Source organism: Deinococcus aquaticus (assembly GCF_028622095.1).
Lineage (GTDB): Bacteria > Deinococcota > Deinococci > Deinococcales > Deinococcaceae > Deinococcus > Deinococcus aquaticus.
Genome location: NZ_CP115165.1, coordinates 127,887 through 153,122 on the forward strand (window position 1 = coordinate 127,887; position 25,236 = coordinate 153,122).

The 25,236-nt window shown below is 70.0% G+C and carries 25 protein-coding genes, 1 tRNA gene and 1 riboswitch; of the genes, 15 read left to right on the plus strand and 11 right to left on the minus strand.

The window, feature by feature from the left end:
• Nucleotides 1-41: 41 nt before the first annotated feature.
• The 3 genes from M8445_RS00645 to M8445_RS00655 all read right to left on the minus strand — a co-directional run bounded on the left by M8445_RS00645 (nucleotide 42) and on the right by M8445_RS00655 (nucleotide 1,897).
• A complete protein-coding gene (locus M8445_RS00645) occupies nucleotides 42-329 on the minus strand; it encodes a hypothetical protein (protein WP_273988960.1) in 288 nt (95 codons plus the stop codon).
• Entirely contained in the window at nucleotides 326-1,078 is a 753-nt protein-coding gene (locus M8445_RS00650; protein WP_380091542.1) for a sulfite exporter TauE/SafE family protein, read from the minus strand. The genes M8445_RS00645 and M8445_RS00650 overlap by 4 nt, the downstream gene beginning before the upstream one ends.
• Before the next feature lie 744 nt (nucleotides 1,079-1,822).
• Nucleotides 1,823-1,897 (minus strand) — tRNA-Ala (locus tag M8445_RS00655).
• 94 nt (nucleotides 1,898-1,991) lie between these two features.
• On the opposite strand from M8445_RS00655, the gene M8445_RS00660 reads away from it, so the two are divergent.
• Nucleotides 1,992-3,299 carry an HD domain-containing protein gene (locus M8445_RS00660; protein ID WP_273988961.1) on the plus strand — a complete coding sequence of 436 codons (1,308 nt, stop codon included), beginning with the start codon at nucleotides 1,992-1,994 and terminating at the stop codon, nucleotides 3,297-3,299.
• A 59-nt stretch (nucleotides 3,300-3,358) separates the two neighbouring features.
• On the plus strand, nucleotides 3,359-4,825 hold the full coding sequence (locus M8445_RS00665) for a glycoside hydrolase family 13 protein (protein WP_273988963.1): 1,467 nt from the start codon (nucleotides 3,359-3,361) through the stop codon (nucleotides 4,823-4,825).
• Between the two features lie 57 nt (nucleotides 4,826-4,882).
• Here the strand turns inward: M8445_RS00665 and M8445_RS00670 are convergent, their stop codons facing one another.
• Complete coding sequence (locus M8445_RS00670) at nucleotides 4,883-6,079, minus strand: molybdopterin molybdotransferase MoeA (protein WP_273988964.1); 1,197 nt, start codon at nucleotides 6,077-6,079, stop codon at nucleotides 4,883-4,885.
• A gap of 62 nt (nucleotides 6,080-6,141) precedes the next feature.
• On the opposite strand from M8445_RS00670, the gene M8445_RS00675 reads away from it, so the two are divergent.
• Both M8445_RS00675 and M8445_RS00680 read left to right on the plus strand, forming a co-directional pair.
• A complete protein-coding gene (locus M8445_RS00675) occupies nucleotides 6,142-7,242 on the plus strand; it encodes a CAP domain-containing protein (RefSeq protein WP_273988965.1) in 1,101 nt (366 codons plus the stop codon).
• A 96-nt stretch (nucleotides 7,243-7,338) separates the two neighbouring features.
• The gene (locus tag M8445_RS00680) at nucleotides 7,339-7,818 is read left to right on the plus strand and encodes an FKBP-type peptidyl-prolyl cis-trans isomerase (RefSeq protein WP_273988966.1); all 480 of its coding nucleotides are present in this window, start codon (nucleotides 7,339-7,341) and stop codon (nucleotides 7,816-7,818) included.
• A gap of 84 nt (nucleotides 7,819-7,902) precedes the next feature.
• On the opposite strand, the gene M8445_RS00685 is transcribed toward M8445_RS00680, so the two are convergent.
• From M8445_RS00685 to M8445_RS00695, 3 genes are all read right to left on the minus strand, one after another.
• Nucleotides 7,903-8,418 (minus strand): HDIG domain-containing metalloprotein, encoded by a 516-nt coding sequence (locus M8445_RS00685; RefSeq protein WP_273988967.1) that lies wholly within the window; start codon nucleotides 8,416-8,418, stop codon nucleotides 7,903-7,905.
• A 99-nt stretch (nucleotides 8,419-8,517) separates the two neighbouring features.
• Nucleotides 8,518-9,504: a thioredoxin-disulfide reductase gene (gene trxB / locus M8445_RS00690; protein ID WP_273988968.1), complete on the minus strand. Its 987-nt coding sequence runs from the start codon at nucleotides 9,502-9,504 to the stop codon at nucleotides 8,518-8,520.
• A 57-nt stretch (nucleotides 9,505-9,561) separates the two neighbouring features.
• Nucleotides 9,562-10,101, minus strand: coding sequence for a hypothetical protein (locus M8445_RS00695; RefSeq protein ID WP_273988969.1), 540 nt, complete (start codon nucleotides 10,099-10,101; stop codon nucleotides 9,562-9,564).
• A gap of 31 nt (nucleotides 10,102-10,132) precedes the next feature.
• On the opposite strand from M8445_RS00695, the gene M8445_RS00700 reads away from it, so the two are divergent.
• From M8445_RS00700 to M8445_RS00730, 7 genes are all read left to right on the plus strand, one after another.
• Nucleotides 10,133-11,194 carry a CobW family GTP-binding protein gene (locus tag M8445_RS00700; protein WP_273988971.1) on the plus strand — a complete coding sequence of 354 codons (1,062 nt, stop codon included), beginning with the start codon at nucleotides 10,133-10,135 and terminating at the stop codon, nucleotides 11,192-11,194.
• A 114-nt stretch (nucleotides 11,195-11,308) separates the two neighbouring features.
• On the plus strand, nucleotides 11,309-11,566 hold the full coding sequence (rpmB, locus tag M8445_RS00705) for a 50S ribosomal protein L28 (protein ID WP_273988972.1): 258 nt from the start codon (nucleotides 11,309-11,311) through the stop codon (nucleotides 11,564-11,566).
• On the plus strand, nucleotides 11,563-12,492 hold the full coding sequence (locus M8445_RS00710; RefSeq protein WP_273988973.1) for a metal ABC transporter solute-binding protein, Zn/Mn family: 930 nt from the start codon (nucleotides 11,563-11,565) through the stop codon (nucleotides 12,490-12,492). The genes rpmB and M8445_RS00710 overlap by 4 nt, the downstream gene beginning before the upstream one ends.
• A gap of 128 nt (nucleotides 12,493-12,620) precedes the next feature.
• Nucleotides 12,621-13,343 (plus strand): metal ABC transporter ATP-binding protein, encoded by a 723-nt coding sequence (locus M8445_RS00715; protein WP_273988974.1) that lies wholly within the window; start codon nucleotides 12,621-12,623, stop codon nucleotides 13,341-13,343.
• A 76-nt stretch (nucleotides 13,344-13,419) separates the two neighbouring features.
• On the plus strand, nucleotides 13,420-14,229 hold the full coding sequence (locus tag M8445_RS00720) for a metal ABC transporter permease (RefSeq protein WP_273988976.1): 810 nt from the start codon (nucleotides 13,420-13,422) through the stop codon (nucleotides 14,227-14,229).
• 106 nt (nucleotides 14,230-14,335) lie between these two features.
• Nucleotides 14,336-15,148 (plus strand): SDR family NAD(P)-dependent oxidoreductase, encoded by an 813-nt coding sequence (locus tag M8445_RS00725; RefSeq protein WP_273988977.1) that lies wholly within the window; start codon nucleotides 14,336-14,338, stop codon nucleotides 15,146-15,148.
• A gap of 402 nt (nucleotides 15,149-15,550) precedes the next feature.
• On the plus strand, nucleotides 15,551-17,098 hold the full coding sequence (locus M8445_RS00730; protein ID WP_273988978.1) for an ABC-F family ATP-binding cassette domain-containing protein: 1,548 nt from the start codon (nucleotides 15,551-15,553) through the stop codon (nucleotides 17,096-17,098).
• 63 nt (nucleotides 17,099-17,161) lie between these two features.
• Here M8445_RS00730 and M8445_RS00735 read toward each other — a convergent pair whose 3' ends face one another.
• Both M8445_RS00735 and M8445_RS00740 read right to left on the minus strand, forming a co-directional pair.
• Nucleotides 17,162-18,850, minus strand: a complete 1,689-nt coding sequence (locus M8445_RS00735; RefSeq protein ID WP_273988979.1) for a bifunctional metallophosphatase/5'-nucleotidase — start codon at nucleotides 18,848-18,850, stop codon at nucleotides 17,162-17,164.
• 185 nt (nucleotides 18,851-19,035) lie between these two features.
• Nucleotides 19,036-19,656: a nitroreductase family protein gene (locus M8445_RS00740; protein ID WP_273988981.1), complete on the minus strand. Its 621-nt coding sequence runs from the start codon at nucleotides 19,654-19,656 to the stop codon at nucleotides 19,036-19,038.
• Nucleotides 19,657-19,743: 87 nt separating this feature from the next.
• On the opposite strand from M8445_RS00740, the gene M8445_RS00745 reads away from it, so the two are divergent.
• From M8445_RS00745 to M8445_RS00755, 3 genes are all read left to right on the plus strand, one after another.
• Nucleotides 19,744-20,142 carry a winged helix-turn-helix transcriptional regulator gene (locus M8445_RS00745; protein WP_273988982.1) on the plus strand — a complete coding sequence of 133 codons (399 nt, stop codon included), beginning with the start codon at nucleotides 19,744-19,746 and terminating at the stop codon, nucleotides 20,140-20,142.
• Between the two features lie 64 nt (nucleotides 20,143-20,206).
• Entirely contained in the window at nucleotides 20,207-20,434 is a 228-nt protein-coding gene (locus M8445_RS00750; RefSeq protein WP_273988984.1) for a hypothetical protein, read from the plus strand.
• 42 nt (nucleotides 20,435-20,476) lie between these two features.
• The gene (locus tag M8445_RS00755) at nucleotides 20,477-21,031 is read left to right on the plus strand and encodes a hypothetical protein (protein ID WP_273988985.1); all 555 of its coding nucleotides are present in this window, start codon (nucleotides 20,477-20,479) and stop codon (nucleotides 21,029-21,031) included.
• Nucleotides 21,032-21,064: 33 nt separating this feature from the next.
• Here M8445_RS00755 and M8445_RS00760 read toward each other — a convergent pair whose 3' ends face one another.
• Nucleotides 21,065-22,408, minus strand: a complete 1,344-nt coding sequence (locus M8445_RS00760) for a hypothetical protein (RefSeq protein WP_273988987.1) — start codon at nucleotides 22,406-22,408, stop codon at nucleotides 21,065-21,067.
• A gap of 277 nt (nucleotides 22,409-22,685) precedes the next feature.
• Nucleotides 22,686-22,771, plus strand: a riboswitch (ZMP/ZTP riboswitch).
• 50 nt (nucleotides 22,772-22,821) lie between these two features.
• On the opposite strand from M8445_RS00760, the gene purH reads away from it, so the two are divergent.
• The gene (gene purH, locus M8445_RS00765; protein WP_273988988.1) at nucleotides 22,822-24,423 is read left to right on the plus strand and encodes a bifunctional phosphoribosylaminoimidazolecarboxamide formyltransferase/IMP cyclohydrolase; all 1,602 of its coding nucleotides are present in this window, start codon (nucleotides 22,822-22,824) and stop codon (nucleotides 24,421-24,423) included.
• A 90-nt stretch (nucleotides 24,424-24,513) separates the two neighbouring features.
• On the opposite strand, the gene M8445_RS00770 is transcribed toward purH, so the two are convergent.
• Nucleotides 24,514-25,164 carry a DUF4258 domain-containing protein gene (locus M8445_RS00770; RefSeq protein ID WP_414741780.1) on the minus strand — a complete coding sequence of 217 codons (651 nt, stop codon included), beginning with the start codon at nucleotides 25,162-25,164 and terminating at the stop codon, nucleotides 24,514-24,516.
• Nucleotides 25,165-25,236 lie beyond the last annotated feature (72 nt).

The following is a 25,236-nucleotide window of genomic DNA, read 5'->3' on the forward strand; positions in this document are numbered from 1 at the left end:
CGCTCATTGCACCATACGGACCTCAAGCAGAGCCACGCGGGCTACCCGATGAACTGCTTGACTCCGAACACCAGCGCCAGCCCCGCCAGCGCCAGAAGCGCGGCCACGCTCAGGCGGCGGTCCACGCGCCACCCGGCCAGCGCCACCCACACGGCTGCCAGGACCGGCACCAACGCGATCCACACCACGCCCACCCACGCGTAGGCAGGCAGCAGCACCCCGCCCGCCAGCAGGGCCACGCCCACCCAGAAACCCAGCGGGTACAGCCACGCGGGCAGACCGGCCAGCTCGGTATCCGGCTTCTGTGGGGGCGGCTGGGAGGCGCTCACGCCTGCCCCCAGTACTTCCAGAGCAACTGCCCGGCCGTGAAGATCAGCAGCAGACTGAAGAACAGCTTTAACTGCGCGGCCGGAATGCGGCTCTGAAGGGTCGCACCGGCCCGCGCGCCGATCAGCACGCCCAGCGCGATCCCGGCCGCCAGCGGAATGTCCAGCAGGCCGCCCGCCTGATACACCAGCGCGTTCCCCACGGCCGTCAGGCCCATGATGAAGGTACTCGTGGCGATCGCCTGCCGGATCGGCACACCCGCCAGCAGATTCAGGACCGGCACCTGCACGGTGCCCCCGCCGATGCCCAGCAGGCCGCTCATGACACCCGCGAACGTCATGGCAGGTGGCACGAGACGCGAAGGCGGACGCTCGACCTCCACCCTTTTCAGACCCCGTAGCAGGTTGTACGCGGAGTACAGCAGCAGCAACGCGAACACCGTCGCCACCGCCCGCGCCGGCAGGATCAGGCCCAGGAAACTCCCAGCGGCCCCACCCACAATCGTGTACGGCGAGAGCAGATACCCGGTCCGGGCGCGCACCAGCCCCTGCCGTAGGTAACTGGCCGCGCCGCTCAGCCCGACCGCCAGCACCCCGATCTGACTGACCGCCACCGCCTGCCCGATCGTGATCTCCCGCCCAAAATGCGGCAGCACGAACTCCAGCGCCGGCACCACAATCACGCCACCCCCAAGACCCAGAATCGCGCCCAGCACCCCGGCCAGCAGGCCCACGCCAATCACGGCCACCATCATCGCGCTGATCACGAGGGAATCACACCCAGGAAAGTAGCGTATTTACAACAAGAGTGCGGCAGTAAGGTCCCGGCCGCTGAAGACAAGGGGAACGCGCCAACCTGACTGCCGAAGCCGTGCAGGACTTCGAGCGGGCCGCGCTCGCATCTGGGCAGCGCGTGCCGGAGCATCCCAAGACCTATGAGCGAAAGAGAGACTGGGAAGAGACTGGGAAGAGACCGGGGACGGGCTGCGCACTGCCCCCAGCAGACTTGAGGTGATACCTCGCGGCTCAGTCTCACGGCTGACCTCTACCGTACGGCGTACCAGAGCGAGCATGTAGAAGGGGCTGCGAACCTTTCTGAGCTAGTCAAGACGCAACCCAAAGTGGTGAGCTGATCGAAAGGAACTCTGCAACAATCGATCATGTTGCTGATATTCGAATTCCTAACGTCGTTCCTGTCGCCGACAGGTCTTGTAGCCCTGTTTGATTTATGGCGGCTTCCGTTTTCATCGGTATGGTGGTGGGCAATTCTAGCTGCCCAAGTGATTAGGTCAATGGGCACGAATGCCGCGGTGTACGCACAGAAAACCGGCGGCAACCCTCCGACTTGGATAGTACTGGCAGACACGCTGTCAGCTGTGTTCATATGGCTTACGGCCGCAATCATGCTTTACAGATGGATTTTCTGACAGCTGGTCACGCGTCCCGGCTGGGCGAAAATCGACAAAAGAAAACCGCGCACTAGACGCGGTTTTTCTTGGTGGAGGCTTGGGGATTCGAACCCCAGACCCTCCGCTTGCAAAGCGGATGCTCTCCCGCTGAGCTAAGCCCCCTCAGCGCCGTGAACTTTAGCAGCTTGCGGGGGGTTTGGCAAGTGTGGGCCAGATGGCTCAGGCGTGGGCGGCGGCGGGTGGGTAGCATGGGGGGATGTTTGGTCGCCGCGTGAAACTGCCTGTCTTTCCGCCTGGGGCGCTGCTGGTGGGTGGCGCGGCGCGTGACTGGTTGCGGGGTGTGCCGGCGAAGGATTTCGACTGGGCGGTGCCGGACCCGGCGGGCGCGGCGCAGGGGCTGGCGCGGGGGTCGGGTGGGGCGGCATTCCCGCTGGATGCGGCGCGTGGGTACTGGCGGGTGAGTGCGCCGGGGGGCGTGCAGCATGATCTGGTGCCGCTCCCGATTGATGTGACGGCGGACCTGCTGCGGCGGGATTTCACGGTGAATGCGCTGGGCGTGTGGGCGGACGGGCGGGTGCTGGACCCGGCGGGTGGCCGCGCGGACCTGCGCGCGCGGCGGCTGCGGATGGTGTCGCGGGAGAACCTGCGGGCCGACCCGCTGCGGGCGTGGCGCGCGGCGCGCTTCGAGGGCACGCTGGGCTTCCGGCTGGAGGCGGGGACGGAGGCGGCGGTGCGGGAGGTGGCCCTGGACCTGGGCGCGGGCCGCCTGCCCAGGCCTGCCCGGGAGCGGGTGCGGGATGAGCTGCACGCGCTGCTGGGGTCGCCAGAGGCGGCGCGGGGCGTGGCACGCCTGGAGGATCTGGGCCTGCTGGCCCTGACCGTCCCGGAGGTGCGGGAGGGGCTGGGGGTGGCGCAGGGGGGCTTTCATCACCTGGACGTGTTCGGGCATAGCCTGGAGGCGCTGCATCAGTTGCTGGCTCGCCGGCCGGACGCGCCGCTGACGCTGCGCTGGGCGGCGCTGCTGCACGATGTGGGCAAGGCCCGCACGCGCGCGGTAGACCCCGTGACGGGCCGCGTGTCGTTTCACGGGCACGAGCGGGTGGGGGCCGAGCTGAGTGCCGGGATCCTGACCCGCCTGAAACTGCCGGGGGACGATGTGCGGCGCGTGTCGGCGCTGGTGGGGGCGCACATGCTGCCGCTCCCGGCAAACGAGCGGGAGGCGCGGCGCTTCGTGCACCGGCGGCGGGACCTGCTGCCGGACCTGCTGACTTTGATGCTGGCGGACCGGGAGGCGGCGCGCGGCCCGTCGAGCAGTGAGGCGTCCCGGCAGGCGTACGCGCGGGGCTTCGAGCGGGTTCTGGCGGCGCTGGAGGAGCAGTCCACGCCGCCGCCGCCGCTGCTGGATGGGCAGGCGATCATGGCGCTGCTGGGGGTGCCGCCCGGCCCGCGCGTGGGCATGGCGGCGCGCGCCCTGGCCGAGGCGGCCGCGCTGGGCGAGGTGACCACGCCGGACGGGGCGCGGGCGTTCGTGCAGGCCTGGGCCGGCGGGGATCCCACAACCTGATGTGAGCGCGGTCCGCTGTCAGGGGATTGCCAGGGAATCCCCGCTATGCTGCCGCAGAGATGAATCCGCTGCGCCCCGACCATTCCCGCGACACGCATCCCATCACGCCCGACTGGGTGGCGGACGCGGTGTTCTACCAGATCTTCCCCGACCGTTTCGCCCGCTCAGGCCGCGTGACGGGCCTGAACCTGCAGGCCTGGGGCGACACGCCGCACTTCCATAAGTACATGGGCGGTGACCTGTGGGGAGTGATCGAGCGGCTGGATCACATTCAGAGTCTGGGTGTGAACGCCATCTACTTCTGCCCGGTGTTCCAGTCGGCCAGTAACCACCGCTACCACACGCACGACTACTACCGCGTGGACCCCATGCTGGGCGGGAACGAGGCCCTGCGCGCCCTGATCGACGCGGCGCACGCGCGCGGTCTGCGCGTGGTCCTCGACGGCGTGTTCAACCACGCCAGCCGGGGGTTCTTCCAGTTCAACGACCTGCTGGAGCAGGGCGAGGCGAGCGCGTACCGCGACTGGTTCCACGTGGACGGCTGGCCGCTCCAGGCGTACGACGACACCCGCCCCGCCAATTACGCCGCGTGGTGGGGCAACCGCGCCCTGCCGAAGTTCAACACGGGCAACCCGGCCGTGCGGGACTTCCTGTGGGACGTGGCCGAGTACTGGATGCAGTTCGGGATTGACGGCTGGCGGCTGGACGTGCCGAACGAGATCGACGACGACTCCTTCTGGCAGGAGTTCCGCCGCCGCGTGAAGGCCGTGAATCCCGAGGCGTACATCGTCGGGGAGATCTGGGGCGACGCGCACCGCTGGTTGCAGGGCGACCAGTTCGACGCGGTCATGAACTACCACTTCACGCGCCCCTGCCTGGCGTTCTTCGGGGCGCGCACCCTGGACCACCCCATGAACGAACGCAGCGGCACCGGCCGCGTGGACCCCATGACGGCCGAGGCGTTCGCGGCCCGCATGACCGACGTGACGCGCATGTACCACCCGGACATCGTGCGCGCGCAGCTGAACCTGCTGGACTCGCACGACACCGCCCGCTTCCTGACAGCCGTGAGCGGCGACGCGACCGCGTACCGGCTGGCAACCGTGTTCCAGATGACGTACGTGGGCGCGCCCTGCATCTACTACGGTGACGAGATCGGCCTGCCCGGCGGGCCCGACCCCGACTGCCGCCGCGCGTTCCCGTGGAACGAACAGGAGTGGGATGGGGACACCCTGGCCCTGACCCGCGCCCTGACGGCCGCCCGGCACGCCACGCCCGCCCTGACGCGCGGTACCTTCGAGGTCACGCACGCCCAGGGCGAGGGCGTGGTCTTCATGCGCCGTCATGAGGCGGGCAACGCGCACATTGCCCTGAACACCGCGCCGAACGAGGCGCACCTGCCGGTCACGGGGGTCACGCCCGGCCAGTACCGCGACGTCCTGACAGGCCGCACCCTGACCCTGACCGCCGACACGCCCCTGAGCGTCCCGGCCCGTGGGGCGCTGGTCCTCGTTCCGCTGGGGTAAGGGACGCGGGGCGCGGGCGGCGGTTCACTGCAACCGGCCGCCCGCGCCCCGCATCCTTTACAGCAGGATCACGTCCACATCGTCCCCAGGCTGGACGGGCTGGCCTTCAGGCACGATGACGAGCGCCCCGGCCTCGCTGAGCGACCGGAGGATGCCGCTGCCCTGCTGGCCGTAATCGCTGACCCGGCCGTCCTGAATGGACGCGCGCCAGAAGGCGGTCTTGTCGGGCAGGGCGCGGAAGGGCGTGGCGGCGCGCAGGCGCAGCGTCTGCGGGGGCTGGCCGGTCAGGGCGGGCCGGACGATCACGTGGAACACCACGAGACTGCTGACCGGGTTGCCCGGCAGGCCGAAGACAGGCAGGCCGTTCCAGCCGCCCAGGATGGCGGGACCGCCGGGGCGCATGCGGACTTTCCAGAAGCTCACGCGGCCCTGCTCGATCAGCAGGTCGCGCATGAAGTCGTATTTGCCCATGCTGACGCCGCCGCTGGTCAGCAGCGCGTCCGCGCCGCCCGCACGGTCGATGGCGGCCTGGAGGGCCTCGGGGCTGTCCGGGGCGTGCCCGAGGGGGATGACCTCGCACCCGGCCTCGATCAGCATGGCGCGCAGGCCCACGCTGTTACTGTCGTACACCTGCCCGGCCGTGAGGGGCTGACCGGGCGGGACGACCTCATCGCCGGTGGACAGCAGCGCCACGCGCAGCGGCGCGAGCACCGGCACCTGCGGGTGCCCGAGCGCGGCGGCCAGGGCCAGCCGGGGCGCGGTCAGGAGCAGCCCAGCAGTCATGACGACCTCCCCGGTGCGGAAGTCGCCACCCTCGTGGCGCACGTCGCCGGGACTGGCGGGGCGGCGCAGGTGCACCCCGTCCGGCCCGTCGTCGAGCAGCTGTTCGACCGGGCAGATGGCGTCCGCGCCGGGCGGCAGGGGCGCGCCCGTGTAGATGCGCACGCACTCGCCCGCGCCGACCGTGCCGGTGAAGGCCGCCCCGGCGCGGCTCTCGCCGATCACACGCAGGCGTACCGGGGTAGGCGGCGCAGCGCCCAGCGTGTCGGCCTCGCGGGCGGCAATGCCGTCCAGGGCACTCTCGGTGGCGCTGGGGTGGCTGACCAGGGCGCGCAGGTCGCCCGCCAGGGTCCGCCCGGCGGCCTGCGCGAGCGGCACGGTCTCGGTGCGGCGTTCGGGAAGCAGCGCGGCCAGCAGGGTGCGGGCCTCCTGCACGCTGACGTGCATGGGGAACGGGGGGAGCGGCGCAGTCATGAAGGCAGGATAGGGGTCGGATGGGCCTGCGGGCGTGCGGGCGTCCGTACCATGAGGTATTCATGGACGGTTTTTCCTGGCGGTGGGCAGCGCGGCGGGCCGCGTGGGCGCTGATCTGGCTACTCGTGCTGCTGGTTCTGGCGTGGGCGGGCCTGCGGGTGGCCGGGTGGCTGCCCGGACAGCAGATGCCCGAACAGCAGACCAGCGCAGCCCCACCGTCCGGCGCGGCCTCATCTGCCCCGCTGGCGGCACCCCTGCCGACCTCGCCGGCTGAACCGTCACCTGCCCCGGCCCGCCTGCCCGACCCGGTTCCACCCGGTTCTGTCCCACCCGACTCGGCCACGCCCCAGCGTGCGCCGGAACCAGCGGCTGCCGTGGCGCCGGCCTCAGGGGCGCTGGCCGCCCTGAACAGTCTGCGGGCCGGGGCGGGCGTGGGGGCGGTGCAGGCCGAGCCGGACTGGCAGGCGGGCTGCGCGGCGCACGCGCGGCACCTGGTGCGCGCCGACCGCGCCGAGCACCGCGAGGACCCCGCCAGTCCCTCCCGGTCGGCGGCGGGCGAGGCCTGCGCGCCCGGACATTACTTCGTGTCGTCGCAGCCGGGCAGCGACCTGCGGCGGGCGCTGTCGTACTGGGTGGGCGGCGCGTTTCACCTGCCGCAACTGCTGGACCCGCGCCTGACCCGCGTGGCGTTCGGGGAGGCGCACGACGCGGGCGGGGCGTTCCAGTCGGCGGCCGTGCTGGACGTGAGGCGTGGCCTGAGCGCGCCGGACGGTCAGACGTACCCCGTGCGCTACCCCGGCCCGGAGGCGGGCCTGGATCTGGCGGTGGCCCCGGCGGGCGCGTCCGCGTCCGAGTGGCCGGACCCGCTGGTCCACTGCGGTCTGAATGAGGCAGGCGCGCCGGTTGCGCTGCTGATGGGGCCGGGCGTCACGGTGCGCGGCGCGTCCCTGAAGGTGAACGGGCAGCCTGTCCCGGCGTGTCTGCTGAGCGCTGCTTCGTTCCGGGGGGACTCGACGGGCGACACGCAGGTGGGGCGGGGCGTGCTGGGCGCGCAGGGGGCCGGGGTGCTGCTGCCGCACGCGCCACTGCGGGCCGGGGACCGCGTGCAGGTGAGTTTCGGCACGACGGCCGGGCGGGTCGGGTGGTCTTTCGGCGTGCGGTAACGGTTGACCGCCACGCCGAGAGGGTACACTCCTTGGGCAGCAGAACCTGCCCGGCGTTCCCTGACCTCCAGGGACGGGCGGGGAAATGGAGACCGCATGAATATTACCCAGGACAAGGTTGTTGAACTCGACTACAAACTCACCGTGAACGGCGAAATCGTCGACCAGAGCGAACCCGGCGAGCCGCTGGTATACCTGCACGGGCACAGCAACATCATCCCCGGACTGGAAAAGCAGCTGGAAGGTAAGGCCGCCGGCGAGAGCATGAGCGTCACCGTGCAGCCCGAGGAAGGTTACGGCCCGCGCGACGAGGACAACATCGACGACCTGTCCCGTGAGGACTTCGAGGACGACATCGAAGTGGGCCAGACATACTACGCGCAGGCCGAGGACGGCAGCGTCATTCCGTTCACGGTAATGGCCGTGGAAGGCGACACCGTCAAGGTGGATTTCAACCCGCCCCTGGCCGGCATGGTCCTGGATTTCGACGTGACCGTCCTGGCCGTCCGTGACGCCACCAGCGAGGAACTCGAGCACGGTCACGCGCACTCCGGCGACGACCACGACCACGAGTAACCCGTACCGGGGAGCCTGACTCCCTGAACCGGCGCCGCCTTTCCCGGCTGGGAGAGGCGGCGCTGTCCGTGTGCCTTGAGCGGCCTATTCCTGGTCGTCGTAGTGGTGCAGCAGTTCGGCTTCGGGGTCGCCGCCCGGGTGGTGGTGGCGGGCGACGAGGCGGGCCACGCGGGGGCGCGCCCCGGCGTGCGCGAGGAGCCGCGCGCCGAGTTCCGGGTGGTGCGCGCGGATGCCGACCGCCCCCACGGGCGGCAGGACGCGGGCCACGCGGTTGGGAATCAGGCCGACCAGCACGCGTTCCCAGGCGTGGTAGGGGCGCAGGCTCTTGCCGCAGTCGTGCAGGAGCGCGGCGGCAATCAGTTCGGGCGGGGCTTGCGGGTGGTCGCGCAGCAGGTGGAGGGTGACGCGGCAGGCGTGTTCGCGGTCGCGGGGGTCCATGGCGGTGTACACGCGGGCTTCTTCGGGGGTCAGGTGGGTCCGGGCCCAGGGGTCGTCGGGGTGGGCGTCGCTGGCGCGCAGGCTGCGCTGAAGGCGGCGCACCTTGGCCGCGTACCCGGTCGCCTTGCGGCGAAGGCGGCTCATGAAGGTGCGGTGAGGCATGACCCGAGCATAAGGGAGCGGAACGCCGACCGGGTGGTCATGCGTTCCGCTGGAGGCAGAGGTGTTCTTCATGCTGCGCGCCGTGAGGGCGGGCCGGGTTCAGTCGGCAGCGGTCTCGGCGGTTTCGAGTTCCAGGGCGGCCAGGGCGCGTTCGGCGCTCATGGCGGCGCGCGTGCCGGCGCCGACGCTGGTGCCCAGCTGGCGGTAGATGTAGTCGCTGACGTCACCGGCGGCGAACAGCATGGGGACGCTGGTGTAGATCTCGTCGGTCACGTCCACGTACCCGTCGGGGCGAAGTTTGACGGTGTCCTGCACGAATTCGGTGTTGGGGGTGTGACCGATGAAGATGAACACGCCGTCGGTGGGCATGTCGTATTCTTCGTTGGTTTTGAGGTTCTTCAGGCGCACGCCGCTGACGGCCTCGTCACCCTGGATTTCGACGGGGGCGGTGTCCCAGACGAATTTCATCTTGGGGTTCGCGAAGGCTCGGGCCTGCGCGACCTTGTTGGCGCGCAGGGTGTCGCGGCGGTGGATCAGGGTGACCTCGTCGGCGAATTTGGTCAGGAACAGGCCTTCCTCGACGGCGGCGTCTCCTCCGCCGATCACGACGACTTTCTTGCCACGGTAGAAGAATCCGTCGCAGGTGGCGCAGGTGCTGACGCCGCGGCCCCAGAAGTCCTGCTCGCCGGGGATGCCCAGGCGTTTGGGGTTGGCGCCGGTGGCGAGGATCACGGCCTTGGCGTGGTAGGTGCCGCTGTAGCCGGTGACGGTGAAGGGGTAGGCGTGTTCGCGGTCGTCGTCGGTGCGGACGATGCTCTGGACCTCGTCCATCTCGATCTTACCGCCGAACTTCTCGGCCTGCTGCTGCATGCGGCTGGCGAGTTCCATGCCGCTGATGGGTTCGGGGAAGCCGGGGTAGTTCTCGACTTCTTCCGTCTGGGCGATCTGGCCGCCGGGCAGGCCCTTTTCGAGGATCAGGGTGCTGAGGCTGGCGCGGCCGGTGTAGATGGCGGCGGTCAGTCCGGCGGGGCCGCCGCCGACGATCACTACGTCGTAGTGCTGGGTGCTGGGAGTGTTGCCCGTCATGTGTGAAGCGTACCACCGGGCACCTTTGTGGATGGTCAGCCACGCACACTTTACTTTTTAAAGCATGCCTGCGCCCGAGAACGCCAGCCGGGTCCGGAACACGCCCGCCAGGGAGGCGTCGGCCACGCGCCCCCCGGCGACCACCGGGACCAGGGCCGGGCACCCACCGCCCAGGGACTCCCCCCCGGCCCGCAGGTAGGCCCGCCAGGGCTCCAGCGCGCCCACGACCGGGCGCGGCGGGCGGTGCACCTGCACGAGGTCTGTGCGGTAGCGCTCGCCGTGGCGCGCGGCGATCCAGGCCTCGTGATCGGCCAGGGCGGCGCGCAGGTGCAGGCGTCCCTGCGGGGGCGGCACGGTGCGCCCGCACCGGGTGAAGGTCTGGGTGCGGCGGTTGAAGTGCAGCGCGCCGCCCGGCAGGTCGAGTGTCAGCCCAGCGGAGTGCAGGGTCAGGTCACCCAGGGTGTACAGGCTGCTGCCCTGCGGGCTGGGGCTCTTGCGAAAACCGCGCAGGGTTAGGTCGCCCTGGCGGGCGTCGAGACCCAGGAACCAGAACTGGGCGGTCAGGGGGCAGCGTCTGAGGGTATAGAACCTTGCCATAAAATTGATAATAGAATATCATTATCAATCTATGGTGACTGTCCCCCCCGTCCGCCCCTCCGTGCCCATCACCGTCCTGTGCGGTTTCCTGGGTGCCGGGAAAACCACCCTCCTGAACCGCCTGCTCACCCAGACGGACGGCCAGCGCGTCGCCGTGATCGTCAACGAATTCGGCGCCGTGAACATCGACGCCAGCCTGGTCGTCAAGACAGACGAACAGACAGTCGAACTCAGCAACGGCTGCATCTGCTGCACCCTGCGCGGCGACCTGCTGCACGCCGTGAACGACCTGCTGGAAACACGCGAGCTGGACGCCATCCTGATCGAATCCACCGGCATCGGCGAGCCGCTCCCCATCGCGCAGAGTTTCTGCCTGACCCCCGAGGAACTGGAGATCGAACCGGAAGACGGTCAGGCCCCCATTCCCAACCTGCTGGGCCGCGTACACGTGGATGCCATGATCACGGTCGTGGACACCGCGCAGTTCTTCACGCTCTGGAACCGTCAGGACGCCATCCCCGGCGACGATTTCGAGCGCGGCTTCGGGGAACTGCTGGCCGAGCAACTGGAATTTGCGGACATCGTCGTGCTGAACAAACTCGACCTGGCCCTGCCGGACGACGTGACGGCGCTGCGTGAACTGGTCGGCATCACCAACCCGCGCGCCCGCGTGCTGGACGCCACCCAGGGCCGCCTGCCCGCCGCAGAGCTGCTGAACACCGGCCTGTTCGACTTCGACCACTCCAGCCAGCTGGACGCCTGGATGACCGAACTGGAGAAGGAGCACACCCCGGAATCCGAGACGTACGGCCTGGGCACCCACATCTACCGCTCGGAGCGTCCCTTCGACCCGGACCGCCTGAACGAGGCCCTGACGCTGGGCCTGCCGCGCAACGTGATCCGCTCGAAGGGCTGGGTGAACCTGGGAGGCGGCGTGGCGACCCTGTGGAATCACACCGGGCGGCAACTGGCGCTGGAAACGGCGGGCGAGTGGCTCAGCCCGGACGAGGCGTTCAGCGAACTGGTGTTCATCGGCCGCGACCTCGACGGGGCCGCGCTGGATCACCTGCTGAACGGCGCCCTGCGAACCTGACCCGGATTGAGCTGGTATTGCACACCACTGCGCCGGAGTCCGTATGACATTCCGCCCGGAACGTGCGCCACCGAACCTTTGCCCCGCCCCCCAACGTGATAAGGAGATATCAATATGAGTCGTGAATGCTACCTGACCGGCAAGAAGAACCTCGTGGTGAACAGCGTGACCCGGCGCGGCAAGGCCCGCGCGCAGGGCGGCGTGGGCCGCAAGGTCACCGGCGTGACCAAACGCGTGCAGCGCGCCAATCTGCTAAAAAAAGCCATCCGTGAAACCGTGAACGGCAGGAGCACCGTGAAAACCGTGTGGCTCAGCGCGAACGCCCTGCGCACCCTCAGCCGTGGCCCCTACCACGGCATTGAGCTGCTGTGAAGCGTCCCGCACTCCTGATCCCTGCGCTGCTGCTCGCCGCCTGCGCCGCGCCCACTGCCGGCGCCGCGCCCCTACAGGTCAGCGCCACCACCACGATCATCGCGGATTTCGTGCAGGCCGTCGGCGGGAGCCGCGTGCAGGTGAACGTCATCGTTCCCGCCGGGGCCGACACGCACTCCTTCCAGCCGACCACTGGCGCTATCCGCAGCCTCGCGCAGAGCCGCACACTGTTCGCCAACGGCGCGGGCCTGGAACCCTGGCTCCCCAAACTGAAAGCCAGTGCCCCGAGGGTCCCGGTCCGCGAACTGACCGCCGGCCTGAAACTTCATGAAGCCGGGCACGATGCCCACGGGGACGATCATGGGGACGAGCACGCCGGAGACGACCACGGTCCCCTCGACCCGCACGCCTGGTGGGACCCCACCCTGGCCGCCGGGTACGTGAAGAACGCCCAGGCCGCCCTGACGCAACTGGACCCCGCCGGGAAAACCACGTACGCGAACAACGCCGCCGCGTACCTGAAGAAACTCACGGCCGCCGACGCCGCCGCCAGAAAACAGTTCGCCAGCATTCCCGCCGCGCGGCGCGTGATCGTCACCAACCACGACAGTCTCGGGTACCTCGCGGAACGCTACGGCCTGCGCGTCGTCGGGGCTGTCATCCCCGGCGTCGGCACCGAACGCGAACCCAGCGCCCGTGAACTCGCGGCCCTGGCGCAGGCCATGAAGAAGGCCGGGGCGACCACCATCTTCACCGAGAACACCGTCAACGCCCGCCTTGCCCAGACCCTCGCCCGCGAAACCGGCGCGCGCGTCGCCCCGCCCCTGTACACCGACGCCCTGGGCCCCAGGGGCAGCAGCGGCGACACGTACCTGAAAGCACTGACGGCCAACGTGAACATCCTCGTCAAGGCCCTGAAAGGGTAAGCGGTGCGCGGGAAGCGGGACGCAGGAGAGAGATCTCTGCTGCGTCCCGCGTTCCTCATCCCGCCACCCACACTCCCCTTTTGATTCTGCGCTCGCAACATCAAGGCCACCGGAGGTATGCTGTTCTGATGCTGGGCGTCGAGAACCTCACCGTAAAATATGGCCCGCAGACGGCCCTGGAAAACGCCAGCGTGCGTTTCGAGGCGGGAACGTTCAGCGCCATCATCGGCCCGAACGGCGCGGGCAAGAGCACGCTGCTCAAGACGCTGGTCGGCCTGCTGCCCGACCACGCGGACGCCGTGAAATTCGACCCCGGCCACAGCGCCCGCTCGTGCATCAGTTACGTGCCGCAGCAGCAGACGCTCGACTGGGGCTTTCCCGTGACCGTGTGGGACGTCGCCATGATGGGCCGCACCGGCCGCCTGGGCTGGCTGCACTGGCCAGGACGCAAGGATAAACAGATCGTGGAAGGCGCCCTGAAAGAAACCGGGGTGTACGACCTGCGCTCGCGGCACATCGGGGCACTGTCCGGCGGGCAACGCCAGCGGGTGCTGCTGGCCCGCATGCTGGCCCGCCAGGGGCACCTGCTGCTGCTGGACGAACCCCTGACCGGCGTGGACGCCGCCACGCAGGAAACCCTGATGGCCCTGCTGCGCGCGCAGGCCGACCGAGGCCGAGCCGTCGTGATGGTCACGCACGACCTGGAACAGGCGCGGCGCTGGTGCGACCACCTGGTCCTCGTGAACCGCCGCGTGATCGCAGACGGCACGCCCGAGCAGGTGTACACCACGCAGAACATCGAGGCGACCTTCAGCACCAGCTTCCTGGGCCATACTCACGCCGAGGCGTGAGGCGGATAGGTGATGGTTGATAGTTGATGGAACACATACCCGCGCCGACCACCTTCCTGCACCTCCGAGGCTTCCCTTGCACCTGCTGACCGACCCCCTCCAGTTTGCCTTCTTCAACCGCGCGCTGATCGCCGTGGTCCTCGTCAGCGTCCTGTGCGCCCTGGTCGGCGCGTGGGTGGTCCTGCGCGGCCTGAGTTACATCGGGGACGCCATGAGCCACGCCGTGTTCCCCGGCATCGTCGGCGCGTTCCTGACCGGCGGGAACCTGCTGCTCGGCGCGCTGATCGCCGCCGTCCTCACGGCCCTGGGCATCGGCGCGGTCGGGCGGCAGAGCGGCCTGAAACAGGACAGCGCCATCGGCATCGTGTTCGTCGGCATGTTCGCCCTGGGCGTCGTGATGCTGTCCCGCGCGCCTACCTTTACCACCGACCTCAGCAATTTCCTGATCGGCAACCCGCTGGGCGTCACGCCCGCCGACCTGTGGGGCGCGCTGGCCGTCACGCTCGTCGTGGGCGGCATCCTGACCGCCGTGCAGAAGGAACTGCTGCTGGCCTCCTTCGACCCCACCGAAGCCCGCGCCGTGGGCCTCCCGGTGCGCCGCCTGGAAAGCCTGCTGCTGATCCTGATCGGCCTCGTCGTCGTCCTGACTGTGCAGCTCGTCGGCACGACCCTCAGCGTCAGCCTGCTCATCACGTCCAGCGCCGCCGCGCGCCTGCTGGCCCGCAGCCTCAAGAAAATGATGATGCTCGCCGCCGCGCTCGGCACCGTCGGCGGCGTGACGGGGCTGTACATCAGCTACTACGCCAACACCGCCCCCGGCGCGACCATCGTCCTCGTGAACACCGCCATCTTCCTGACCACAGTGGCGTTCCGGCGGCGGGAGTAGTCCCCCACCCCCGGCGCGGCGCGGCCCCCTTCCGAACTGGCAGGGGGCCGTGTTCATGCCCGCGCGGTATTCATGACCTCCCGGTTCCTGCCGTACCCTGTGCGTCATGACGAACTTGCAGCGTTTCACGGGCCGGACGGTACTCATCACGGGGGCGGGGGGCGGCATCGGCGCGGCCCTGGCGGGGCGGTACGCGGCCGAGGGAGCGCGCGTGGCCGTGAATGACCTGAACGCCGAGGCAGCGCAGGCGGTCGTGTCGGCCATCACGGCGGCGGGCGGGCAGGCGGTGAGCGTGCCGGGGGACGTGTCGGTGCGCGACAGGGTGGAGGCGATCTTCACGGCGGCCGAGGTGGCGCTGGGGCCGGTGGACGTGCTGGTGAACAACGCGGCCCTGACGAGTGACCAGCGGCACTTCCTGAAGGCCGATGAGGACTGGTGGGATCTGTTCCTGCGCGTGAATCTGAAGAGTGTGTTCCTGTGCTCTCACCGCGCGGCGACCGGCATGACGCGCCGCCGCCGGGGCGTGATCCTGAACGTGTCGAGTGGCGGCGCGACCCGCTCGCACCGGGGGTTCACGTCGTACGACGCAGCCAAGGGGGGCGTGGAGGCGTTCACGCGGGCGCTGGCGCTGGATCTCGCGCCTTACGGGGTGCGGGTGAACGGCATCACGCCGGGCTTCGTGAACACCTACGGCCTGGAAGGCGAGGACCTCGCGCAGCGCGAGAAAACCGTGCCGCTGGGCAGGTACGGCACGCCAGAGGACATGACGGGCGCGGCGGCGTTCCTGACCTCGGACGACGCGGCGTACATCACGGGGCAGTTCGTGGTGATCGACGGGGGCGTGCTGGTACAGCAGCGCAGCGCGAACGTGGACACCTTCCCTCTCAGCAACTTCCCGGACGTACCCGCCGAAGGGTGAGGGAGCCACTGGGCAGCTCTGACTGGTGTGGAATCAGTTGAATCCCACATGAGCGGAGCAGAACACCCCTCACCCCAGCCCTCTCCCCAAGGGAGAGGGAGTCGCAGACCTGCGAAGCAGTGAAGCACAGCGCCGGAAGGGTGAGGGGTTCCTCCGCCATCCGGCGCATGCTCCGGCCGCGCCACGCGTGGTACGGTCTGCTCTGACCGCCGGGGTTGCCCGGCTGCTCTGCCCTCCGCTCATTCAAAGGACCCCCCTGCCTTGCGTCTGTAACCCCTGACTGCCGTGTTCCGAGTTGCCGCCTGCCGCGTGTGGGCTGGCCTGTCCCGTCGGGGGGATCAACTGATGCTGATGTTGAGTGGGGTCGCGCGTTCATTCGCGGACCGGGTGGTGTTTTCGGGTGTGGAGCTGACCGTGGGGGCCGGGGAGCGGCTGGCGCTGGTCGGCGAGAACGGCAGTGGCAAGAGCACGCTGCTGCGCGTGCTGGCAGGACTGGACGTGCCGGATGTGGGCGTGGTGACACGCGCAGGCCGGGTGGCATTGCTGGCGCAGGCGCAGTCACTGGGCGGGTCAGTGCTGGAGGCGGTGACGCCCCCGGCGCTGGCCGGGGCACAGGTGGCGTTCGATGCGGCGTCGGCGGCGCTTTCGGACGGCTCGGAGGCGGCGCTGCTGGCCTTCGCGGACGCCGAGGAAGCGTTCCGGCTGGCGGGCGGGTACGACTTCGCGGGGCGTGCGGCGGCGGTGCTGGCCGGGCTGGGCCTGGACGCCCCGGCGCGGGCGGACCGGCTGTCGGGTGGGCAGGCGCGGCGGGTGCTGCTGGCGGCGCTGCTGCTGTCCCCGGCGGACGTGTACCTGCTGGACGAACCCACGAATCACCTGGATGCGGACGGCGCGGCGTGGCTGCGGGACTGGATTCTGGCGTCGGGCGCGGCGTTCGTGCTGGCCAGTCACGACCGGGCGTTCCTGGATGAGGTGGCGACCGGGGTGGCCGAACTGGAGCGCGGCACGCTGAGCGTGTACCCCGGGAACTACTCAGAGGCAATGGCGCTGAAGGCCACGTTGCGGGAAGCGCAGGCGCGCGACTTCGAGGCGTACCGCCGCAAGCGGACGGCGCTGGATGAGGAGCGGGCGCGGCGGGCCAGCAAGGCCCGGAGTGCCGGGCGGTACAACCACCGGCGGTCCAGTGACGGGGACAAGCTACTGGCGAAGGGCAAGGCGCAGAACGCGCAGGGAGTGAATGCCTCGGTGGCCCGGCGGCTGGAACGGCAGATCGAACGGGCGGCCGCGTCCGCCACGCCGAAACCCCACGAGGATCACCGCCACGTGCGGCTGACATTGCCGCCGGTCGTGCCGGGGCCGCTGGAGGTGCTGACCGTCCGCGACCTGAGCGTGGCGCGGGGGGCAGAGGCGGTGCTGTCGGGCGTGACCCTGCATGTGCGCCGGGGGGACCGGGTGGCCCTGACCGGCCCGAACGGTGGGGGCAAGAGCACGCTGCTGCGCGCCCTGCTGGGCGAATTGCCGCACGCAGGGTCGGTGACGTGGGGCGCGGGCCTGACAGTCAGTCTGATCGGGCAGCACGGCGAGGAACTGCTCGGGCTGGGCACGGTGGGGGACGCACTGCTGGATGCGAACCCCCTGCTGACGCCGCATCAGTTGCATGAGGTCGCGGCGGCGCTGGAGGTCCCAGGCGGCCCGGTCTTGCCCTTGTCTGGGCTGTCGGGTGGGCAGCGCACCCGCCTGAGCCTCGCGCGATTGAGCGTGACGCGCGCGCAGGTGCTGCTGCTGGACGAACCCACCAACCACCTGGACGTGCGGGCCATCGAGGCGCTCGAAGCGCTGCTGCTGGACTTTCCGGGCACAGTGCTGCTCGCCAGTCACGACCGGCGGCTGGTGGGGCGGGTCGCCACGCGCGAGTGGCGTGTGGGGGGCGGTGGGGTGCGGGAAGACTGAATTCGCAGACATGAAAAAGAGGCCGCCCGCACGCGGCCTCCCCTTCTCGTCCTGCGTCTGGGTTCAGTTCAGGCGCTTGACGCGTTCGGTCGGGTCGGGGGTGACGGTGCTGCTCGTCAGGAACGCGCGGAAGGCGTCGATGTCCAGGTCGCCGCCCAGGCGGTTCGTGCCCTTGGCGAGCGCGGTGAAGCCGTCGCCGCCGTCGGCGAGGAAGTTGTTCACGACGACGCGGTAGCTGGCGGCGGGGTCGAGGGCCTGCCCGCCAAGTTTGATGTCGCTGACCTTCTCGCCCTTGGGTTTGGCGTTGTCCCAGGTGTACGTGAAGCCCCGGCTGACCTGCAGGATGCGGTTGCTGCCGGCGGAGGGGTTGTCGAACTGCTGCTCGAGCGCTTCCTTGATCTGCGCGCCGGTCAGGGTGATGACGGTCAGGATGTTCCCGAAGGGCTGCACGGTGAACGCGTCGCCGTACGTGACCTGCTTGCTGGCGTTGGGGACGTTCACGGGCAGGTCGGCGCGGATGCCGCCCGGGTTCATGAAGGCGATCACGGCGCCGCCCTTGTCGGCGGGCGCGGCGGCGGCGAGCTGGCTGTCGGCGATGACGCGGCCCAGCAGGCTCTCGCCGTTGGGGGCGGCGGCGCGGGTGATCTGCTCGACGCCCAGCGTGGCGATCACGGTCTTGGAGATCGGGTCGGTCAGGCCCCTGGCTTTCTGCACCAGGGCGGTCATGGCGGCGTCCTTGGGGGCCTTGGCGGCGTCCACGACGACGTTGCTGGCGCGGATGGCGGTCACGCGGTTGGCGCGGGTGTCGATGGTCATGTCGAGGCGCTGCAGCAGGTGGCCCAGGGCGTCACCCTGGATCACGGTGCGGTCCTTGCCGTCCGGGCCGGGCACCAGGCAGTTGTAGCCGCGGTGGGTGTGGCCGGTCATGATGGCACTGACAGCCGGGTCGAGGTTCTTGGCGATGTCCACGATGGGGCCGGTGAGGGTCTTGCAGTTCACGATGTCGAAGGCGTCGCCGCTGGTGCCGCCCTGGTGGACGAGCGCGACGATGGCGTCGGCGCCCAGGCGCTTGATGGCGGGGATGGCGGCGTTGATGCTCTTGACCTCATCCTCGAATTTCAGTCCGGCGACGCCGGCGGGCGTGATGACGGTGGGGGTGTCCTTCAGGACCGCGCCGACGAAGGCGACCTTGGCCTTGCCGACCTGCACGATCTTGTAGGCGGGCAGGGCGGGCTGGCCGGTCTTCTCGTCGAGGACGTTCGCGGCGATGTAGGGGAACCTGGCGCCCGTGAAGGTGTTGTTGAACTTGCAGGCCTTGGTGGCGTCGTTGCTGTTGCAGCCGCCCTTCTGGTAGCGCTGGAGTTCCGCGAAGCCGTAGTCGAATTCGTGGTTGCCGACGACGTTCACGGCCATGCCCAGGCCGTTCAGGGCGTCGATGGTGGGTTCGTCGCGCAGCAGGCCGCTGATCAGGGGGCTGGCGCCGGTCATGTCGCCCACGCCCACGAACACGGTGTTGGGGTTGGCCTTGCGGGCCTCGGCCAGGATGCCGCCGATGGCCTCGACACCGCCAGCCTGGACGGTCAGGGTCTTGGTGCGGTCGGCGGGGTCGGGCACGCGGAAGCTGGTGGGCAGCAGGTTGCCGTGGAAGTCGTTCACGCCGATCACGGTGACGTCCACGGTGGACGGCCCGAGGATCATGGAGCAGCTGCTGAGGCTGAGGGCGGCGCCGATCAGGAGGAAATTGTTTTTCATGCGCCGTTCATTCTAACGGGCGGGGCGTCTGGGCGCGGTCAGCTACGGCCCGGCCCTGCACCGGCCCTGCACCTGAACGGGCAGGTACAGCAAGGCCCGGCCGTCCTGGGAAGGAACGACCGGGCAGTGTGGGTGCGCCCGCGAGCGCGGGCCCAGCACCCCTATGATTCACTCTCTGGCGGGGTTCAGTAGAACTTGGTGATGCGCTCGACGCTGTGGCGGTGGTGGGGGAAGCCGTCTTCGGCGCGCTTGCCGACGGGCAGCAGGCCGGCGAACTGGACGTGCTCGGGCAGGCCGAGGATTTCCTTGACCTTGTCGGGCTGGAAGCCCAGCATGGGCACGGTGTCGTAGCCGAGGCCGCGGGCGGCGAGCATGACGAAGCCGAAGGCGATGTTCGCCTGGCTCAGGCCCCACTGGCCGCGCTGGGCGACGTCCTGGCCGCCGAAGGCGCCGTCGAAGGTCTTGCGCTGGCCTTCGCGGCCCTGCTCACCCATGCCGGGGTGCGCGGTTTCCTCGACGGTCTGCAGGGTGTCTTCCATGTCGCTGTACACGACGATGACGGCGGGGGCGTTGGTGACCTGACCCTGGCCGTAGGCGGCGTCCTGAAGCTGCTGCTTGATGGCGGCGTCCTGCACGACGGCGAAGCGCCAGGTCTGGGCGTTCCAGGCGCTGGGGGCAAGGCTGGCGAGGCGCAGGATTTCGTGCAGGTCGTCCTGGTTCATGGGTTCCTGGACGTACTTGCGGATGCTGCGGCGGGTTTCGATGGCTTCTTTGACGTCAAGCACTTTGGGGGTCGTAGCGGTCATGTCGAGAGGTTATCTCCATCACTTTGAAAAGTCAAGCGGTGTGAGATTCGTCATGATCTGATCAGCCCCGCAGTGTAAACTCTGGTCATGAGCGAACACACTGGATTCTGCCCGGTCTACCGGGCCATCGGCGTGTTGCAGGAAAAATGGGTGCTGCACATCGTGCGCGCCCTGCTAAACGGTGAAAAAGGGTTCAACGAGCTCGCCCGCGCCGTCGGCGGATGCAACAGCGCCACCCTCACGCAGCGCCTCGAACACCTCGAAACCCTCGCCCTGATCAGCAAACGCACGGAAGACAGCCAGGGCAAACTGGCCCGCAGCGTCTACACCCTCTCGCCCGCCGGGCTGGAACTCCAGAGCGTCATCAACGCCATCGACACCTGGGCCGTGGCGCACCTGAACATGCCCGCCCCCGCACCCGCCATCACGGGCAGCGAAGCCTCCGCCCCGGGCGCAGACGCGCTCGCCAGGGACTGCGCCAGCTGAACCCGTCTGGCGCTCCGGCACCGGACGCCACACGACCGCCCTTCCCCCACGGCCGGAGACGACCATGCTGATGTTCCTGCTGTTCATCGCGCTGCCCACTGCTCTGATCGTGCTGTCGTTCCGCATCAAACCGCTCGTACCGGCTGACGAGTCGCCGCACGACGCGCTCGGTGGCAGTCTGGCCGCCGGGGGCCTCTTCGGCGGTCACGGTCTGCCCGCCGACCCGCGCAGCGTGCCCGAGGACACGGACCCCGTGCGCTTTGACCTGAGCGGCCTGCCGGAACGTGAATGAACCCCTAACCTGCGCGCCCGGCGCGGCCCGTACGCTGGGGGCATGAGCATCAAGGATAACTTCACGCCCGACGAGTGGTTCAAGGTCATGACCGGTCCCGGCCGCGCCGGAGCCGCCGTCGTGGCGTCCAGCCCCAGCGGCCTGACCGGCCTGGTCGCCGAGGCGAAAGCCCTGAGTGACGCCATCCGCGACGGCGTCAGCGCCGACACGCGCACGCCGCTGCTGGAAGCCATCGCTGCCGACCTGCTGCGCACCGCGCCGGACCCCGCCGTGATGCCCCACCAGGAGCGCGCCCGCACCATGCAGGACGCGCTGGAGCAGAGCCTAAAGAACGTCCGGCAGGCTGCGTGGCTGGTGAGCGCCAAGACCAGCCCCGAAGACAGCGCCGCGTACCGCCAGATGCTGATGAGCGTGGCTGAACGCACCGCGAACGCCGCCAAGGAAGGCGGTTTCCTGGGCTTCGGCGGCGAACTCGTGAACGACAAGGAACGCGCCGTGCTAGATGACCTGCGCCGCCTGCTGAGCCTGGACAGCACTGCACCCGCCTCCACCCCCGCCGACGCACCATCCCCGGACGGCAGCGGCAACAGCGGCTGAGTAGCCGCACCCGGCTTGCCCCTCCTGGTCCGGTCACGTCTCTTCACGCGTCCGGGCCTGGAGGGGCTTGCTGTCAGGCCTGTGGGTTCCAGCTGGCTGGCCGGCGAGGGTCTGCGCCTGCGTCTCCCCGATGCGTTCGTTCATCAGGTCGCGGAAGGCCTGTTCGTGGGGGTTCCCGGCGTTCAGCTGGGTACCCGTGGACGCCATGACGTGCGCCTGCCCGTCCCCCCGCAGGTACACGGCTCCGCGCTCGCGGTGACTGACTCGCCAGCGGGTCAGGTCGTTCAGGGAGGCCTCGAAGGCGTCCTGCGCGGCGCTGCCTCCCCAGTCACGGGCGGCGTTGCGGATCACCTGCCGGTGCGGTTCCCAGGCGTGCAGCAGCGCACGCTGAGGGGGCGTCAGGGAGCGGCGGGAGTGCCGGAGGGCCTGACCCAGGTTCGAGTCGAACGGCACGCCCAGCGCCAGGTCCGCGACCTGCGTGCCGCCCAGTTGCAGGCCGCTGGCCCCGTCCAGGGGCGCGCCCCCGTCCTCTGGCGGCAGGCCCCACCCGAAGGTCGGCTGGATGAACACCCGCCACAGGTCGCTGCGCACCACCCGGAAACGCATCAGGGCGTTGATCTGCCGGGTCATGGCGCTGATCGCCGCGTGCAGGTCGGCCAGGGCAGCCTCCAGCGCGGGCCGGTCGTGGTGCTGGACGGCCGTCAGGGCCTGCGCCGAGGCGGTCAGGACGGCCTGTCCGCGCGCCTCGGCCAGCACAAACGTCTGAATCCACAGGTCCAGCTGCCCCGCGAGGTCCCGCTCGTCTCCGGCGGGCGAGGCGTGCCAGTTGTGAGCAATCCGCACCTGACCGGCCTGCACCTGACCGGCGTGGTACGGCTCGCCGGGCGTGAGGGCGTCAGAGCGCCAGTTCAGGTACTTCAGGGTGTGCATCGTGCCACAGGCCGGCAGGTGATGCGCGGCACTCAGGTCCCGGAACAGAGCGTGCAGGTGCGGCGGGAAGTCCGGCCGCTCGGAGAACCGGACGGGCGCGACCGGCACGGCGTTCCAGCGGTACAGGTGCATCAGGATCGCCGTGGCCGAGAGCAGCGCCTCCTGCTGCGCGGTGCCCAGCTGCCGGGCGTCGTCCCGCCGGTCCCCCAGGGCCGCGTCGAGGTCCAGCAGGGCCGCGCGCACGCCGTTCCCCTGGTACGCCGGGGCCAGCGCCGGAATGGCGTCCAGCAGTGGCTGGAACGGACCGGGCAGTCTCAGCAGGGGCGCGGTGGGCGGCAGGAACCCGGTGCGGGCCAGAGGCCGGAATAGCGTCAGCAACTGCGGCAGCCCGGCGGGCGGCGCGACTGGTAAGGGCGTGTCAGCTTGGGCAGGAGAAGTGGGCGGCAAGGGAATCTCCGGTCAGGCAGCCGACGAGCGGCCGGGAGGGAACAGAGGTCCGGAACGCCCTTCACGGCGGGGCGGCCGGGGACCGCCGCTCAGGTGTCAGTGTATCCGGGCCGCGCCGGACGCGGGACGCACTTTCGACTGGTGCGCGGCTGGCCTCCCCTCCGGGCCGCCGCCTCTCTCCCACACGGCCTTGCTGTAGCGCCTTCTCTCACCGGCTGCGCCGCGCCCTGTCTGAGACTGCCGAACCCCGCAGCGGGTGAACCCGGTATGCTGCGGCGAGTGCGGGGGCGACTGGCGCTGAACGTGGGCTGACCACGGGGGAGCCTCCGGGAAAGTGGATGATCGCGCGCCTGGGTCGAACGGCTCCCTGTCGGTGGGAACCGTTCGCGTTTCTGGTTCTGGGAGGAAGGCACATGACGCAGCAGGGCAAAGGGCAGGGCAGTCAGCAGGGCGGGGCGCAGTCCAGGAAACGGGCGCTGATCTCGGTCAGTGACAAGACGGGCGTGGTGGAGTTCGCGCGGCAACTCGAGGCGCGCGGCTGGGAGATCCTGAGTACCGGCGGCACGTACGCCAGCATCGTCGCGGCGGGCGTCGCGGCGCGGCAGGTGAGTGACGTGACGGGCTTCCCGGAAATGCTGGACGGCCGCGTGAAGACGCTGCACCCGGCGGTGCACGGCGGGATTCTGGCGCGGCGTGAACCCGGTCACCTGGGGCAGCTGGACGCGCACGGGATCGGCACCATCGATCTGGTGTGCGTGAACCTGTACCCGTTCCGGGAGACGGTGGCGCGCGGCGCGGCGTTCGACGAGGCCATCGAGAACATCGACATCGGCGGGCCGGCCATGATCCGCTCGGCGGCGAAGAACCACGCGGGCGTGCTGGTCCTCGTGGACCCCGCAGACTACGCGGTGGCGCTTCAGGACGACGTGAGCCCCGCCGACCGGCAGCGGCTGGCCGCCAAGGCGTACCGGCACACCAGCGAGTACGACGCGGCCATCACCGCGTACCTGGAAGGCGGCAGCGACGAACTGCCCACCGCGCTGCCCGGCACGCTGACCCTGAACCTCAGCCGGGCCGCCGAGGTGCGGTACGGCGAGAACCCGCACCAGCCGGGCGCGATCTACCGTCTGGGCGGCGCGGTCGGGCCGGTCATCGACGCGCAGGTCGTGGCGGGCAAACCCATGAGCTTCAACAATTACGCCGACGCGGACGCCGCGTGGGCGCTGTGCCAGGAACTCGCGGCGCAGGAAACGCAGGCGCAGGCGGGCGACCCGGTAGCCGTGTGCGTGGCCGTCAAGCACGCCAACCCCTGCGGCGTGGCCGTCGCGGACGACGTGAAGACCGCCTGGGAACGCGCCCGTGACGCCGACACCCTCAGCGTGTTCGGCGGCGTGGTCGCCGTCAGCGCGCCCGTGACGCTGGAGGCGGCGCAGGCGACGCGCGGCACCTTCCTGGAAGTGCTGATCGCACCCGAGGTGACGCCCGAGGCCGCCGCGTGGTTCGCGGAGAAGAAGCCGGACCTGCGGGTGCTGGTGGCCGCCGCGCCGCAGGGAATCAGCGTGCTGGACGTGCGCCCCCTGACCGGCGGGTTCGCCGTGCAGGAACGCGACGCCCGCCCCTGGGACGACCTGTGCCCGGAGGTCGTCACGGCCCGGCAGCCCACCGATCAGGAGTGGCATGACCTGCGCTTCGCGTGGGCGGTCGTGAAGAACGCCCGCAGCAACGCCGTGGTCCTGGCGCGCGGCGGCGTGACGGTCGGCCTGGGCGCCGGGGCGGTCAGCCGCATCTGGGCGGCCGAGCGGGCTGTGGCGAACGCCGGCGAGCGCGCGCAGGGAGCCGTGCTGACCAGCGAGGCGTTCTTCCCCTTCGACGACGTGGTGCGGCTGGCCGCGAGCGTGGGCGTGACGGCCATCCTGCAACCCGGCGGCGCCAAACGCGATCCCGAAGTGATTGCCGCGTGCAACGAACTGGGCCTGAGCATGGTGTTCACGGGCAGCCGCCACTTCCGCCACTGACCGCTGACAGGCAGGGGGGCCGGGATAACGTGTGTCCCGGCCCCCCCTGCTGTCTCCCCTACCGGTCGTGCGTGCCCGCTTCGCGTGCCGTCAGGCGCTCTTCTTCCAGCGGCCCTTGCTGCGGTGCCCGACGCGGTTCCCGGCGTGCGCGGTGCGGGCGCGGATGGTCTGATCGTCGTAGCGGAGCATCACGGCCAGCCGGGCGCGGCTGATGATGTGATGCGGCTGCTTGGGCACGAACGCCGTCACGATGTCCACGAACCCGTCGCGGGCGTGCTCGGCGACCACATGCAGCGGGAGTTTCACGCCGCACGCCTCGAAGTACCCGCAGACCAGCCAGCGGCGGTCCTCGGTGTACACGGCCCGGACCCGGCCGGTCAGGAGGACGTTCATCACGTCATGTTCCAGGAATCCCTCGGCGCGGGCGTGCCCGATGGCGTGGTCGCACAGGTGGTAACGGCCGTCGTACACGGCGTCGCGCAGGCGGGCGTGCGCGCGGCCCAGGCTGAAGTCGTCGGTGCTGATGCCGGCCAGGTCCGCTTCCCGCTGGGGTTTCACGGGGGCCTGCGCGGCGGGCCTGGGGGGAGGGGCGGCCTGGGCGCGGCGGGCGGCCTTCTCGGCGCGGGCCAGCTGGGCGCGGAGGGCCAGCAGGTCCGTGCCGGTCTGCACGTCACTGGCCGGGACGCTGTGGGCGGCGCGTGGGGGGACGTTGACGCCCGGTTTGCTGGACTGTCTGGTCACGGCGAAACACCTCCGGTGAACTGCGCCGCCCCGCCTTCCCTGCCGACCAGAGGCCGTCCGAGCCTCCTTCAA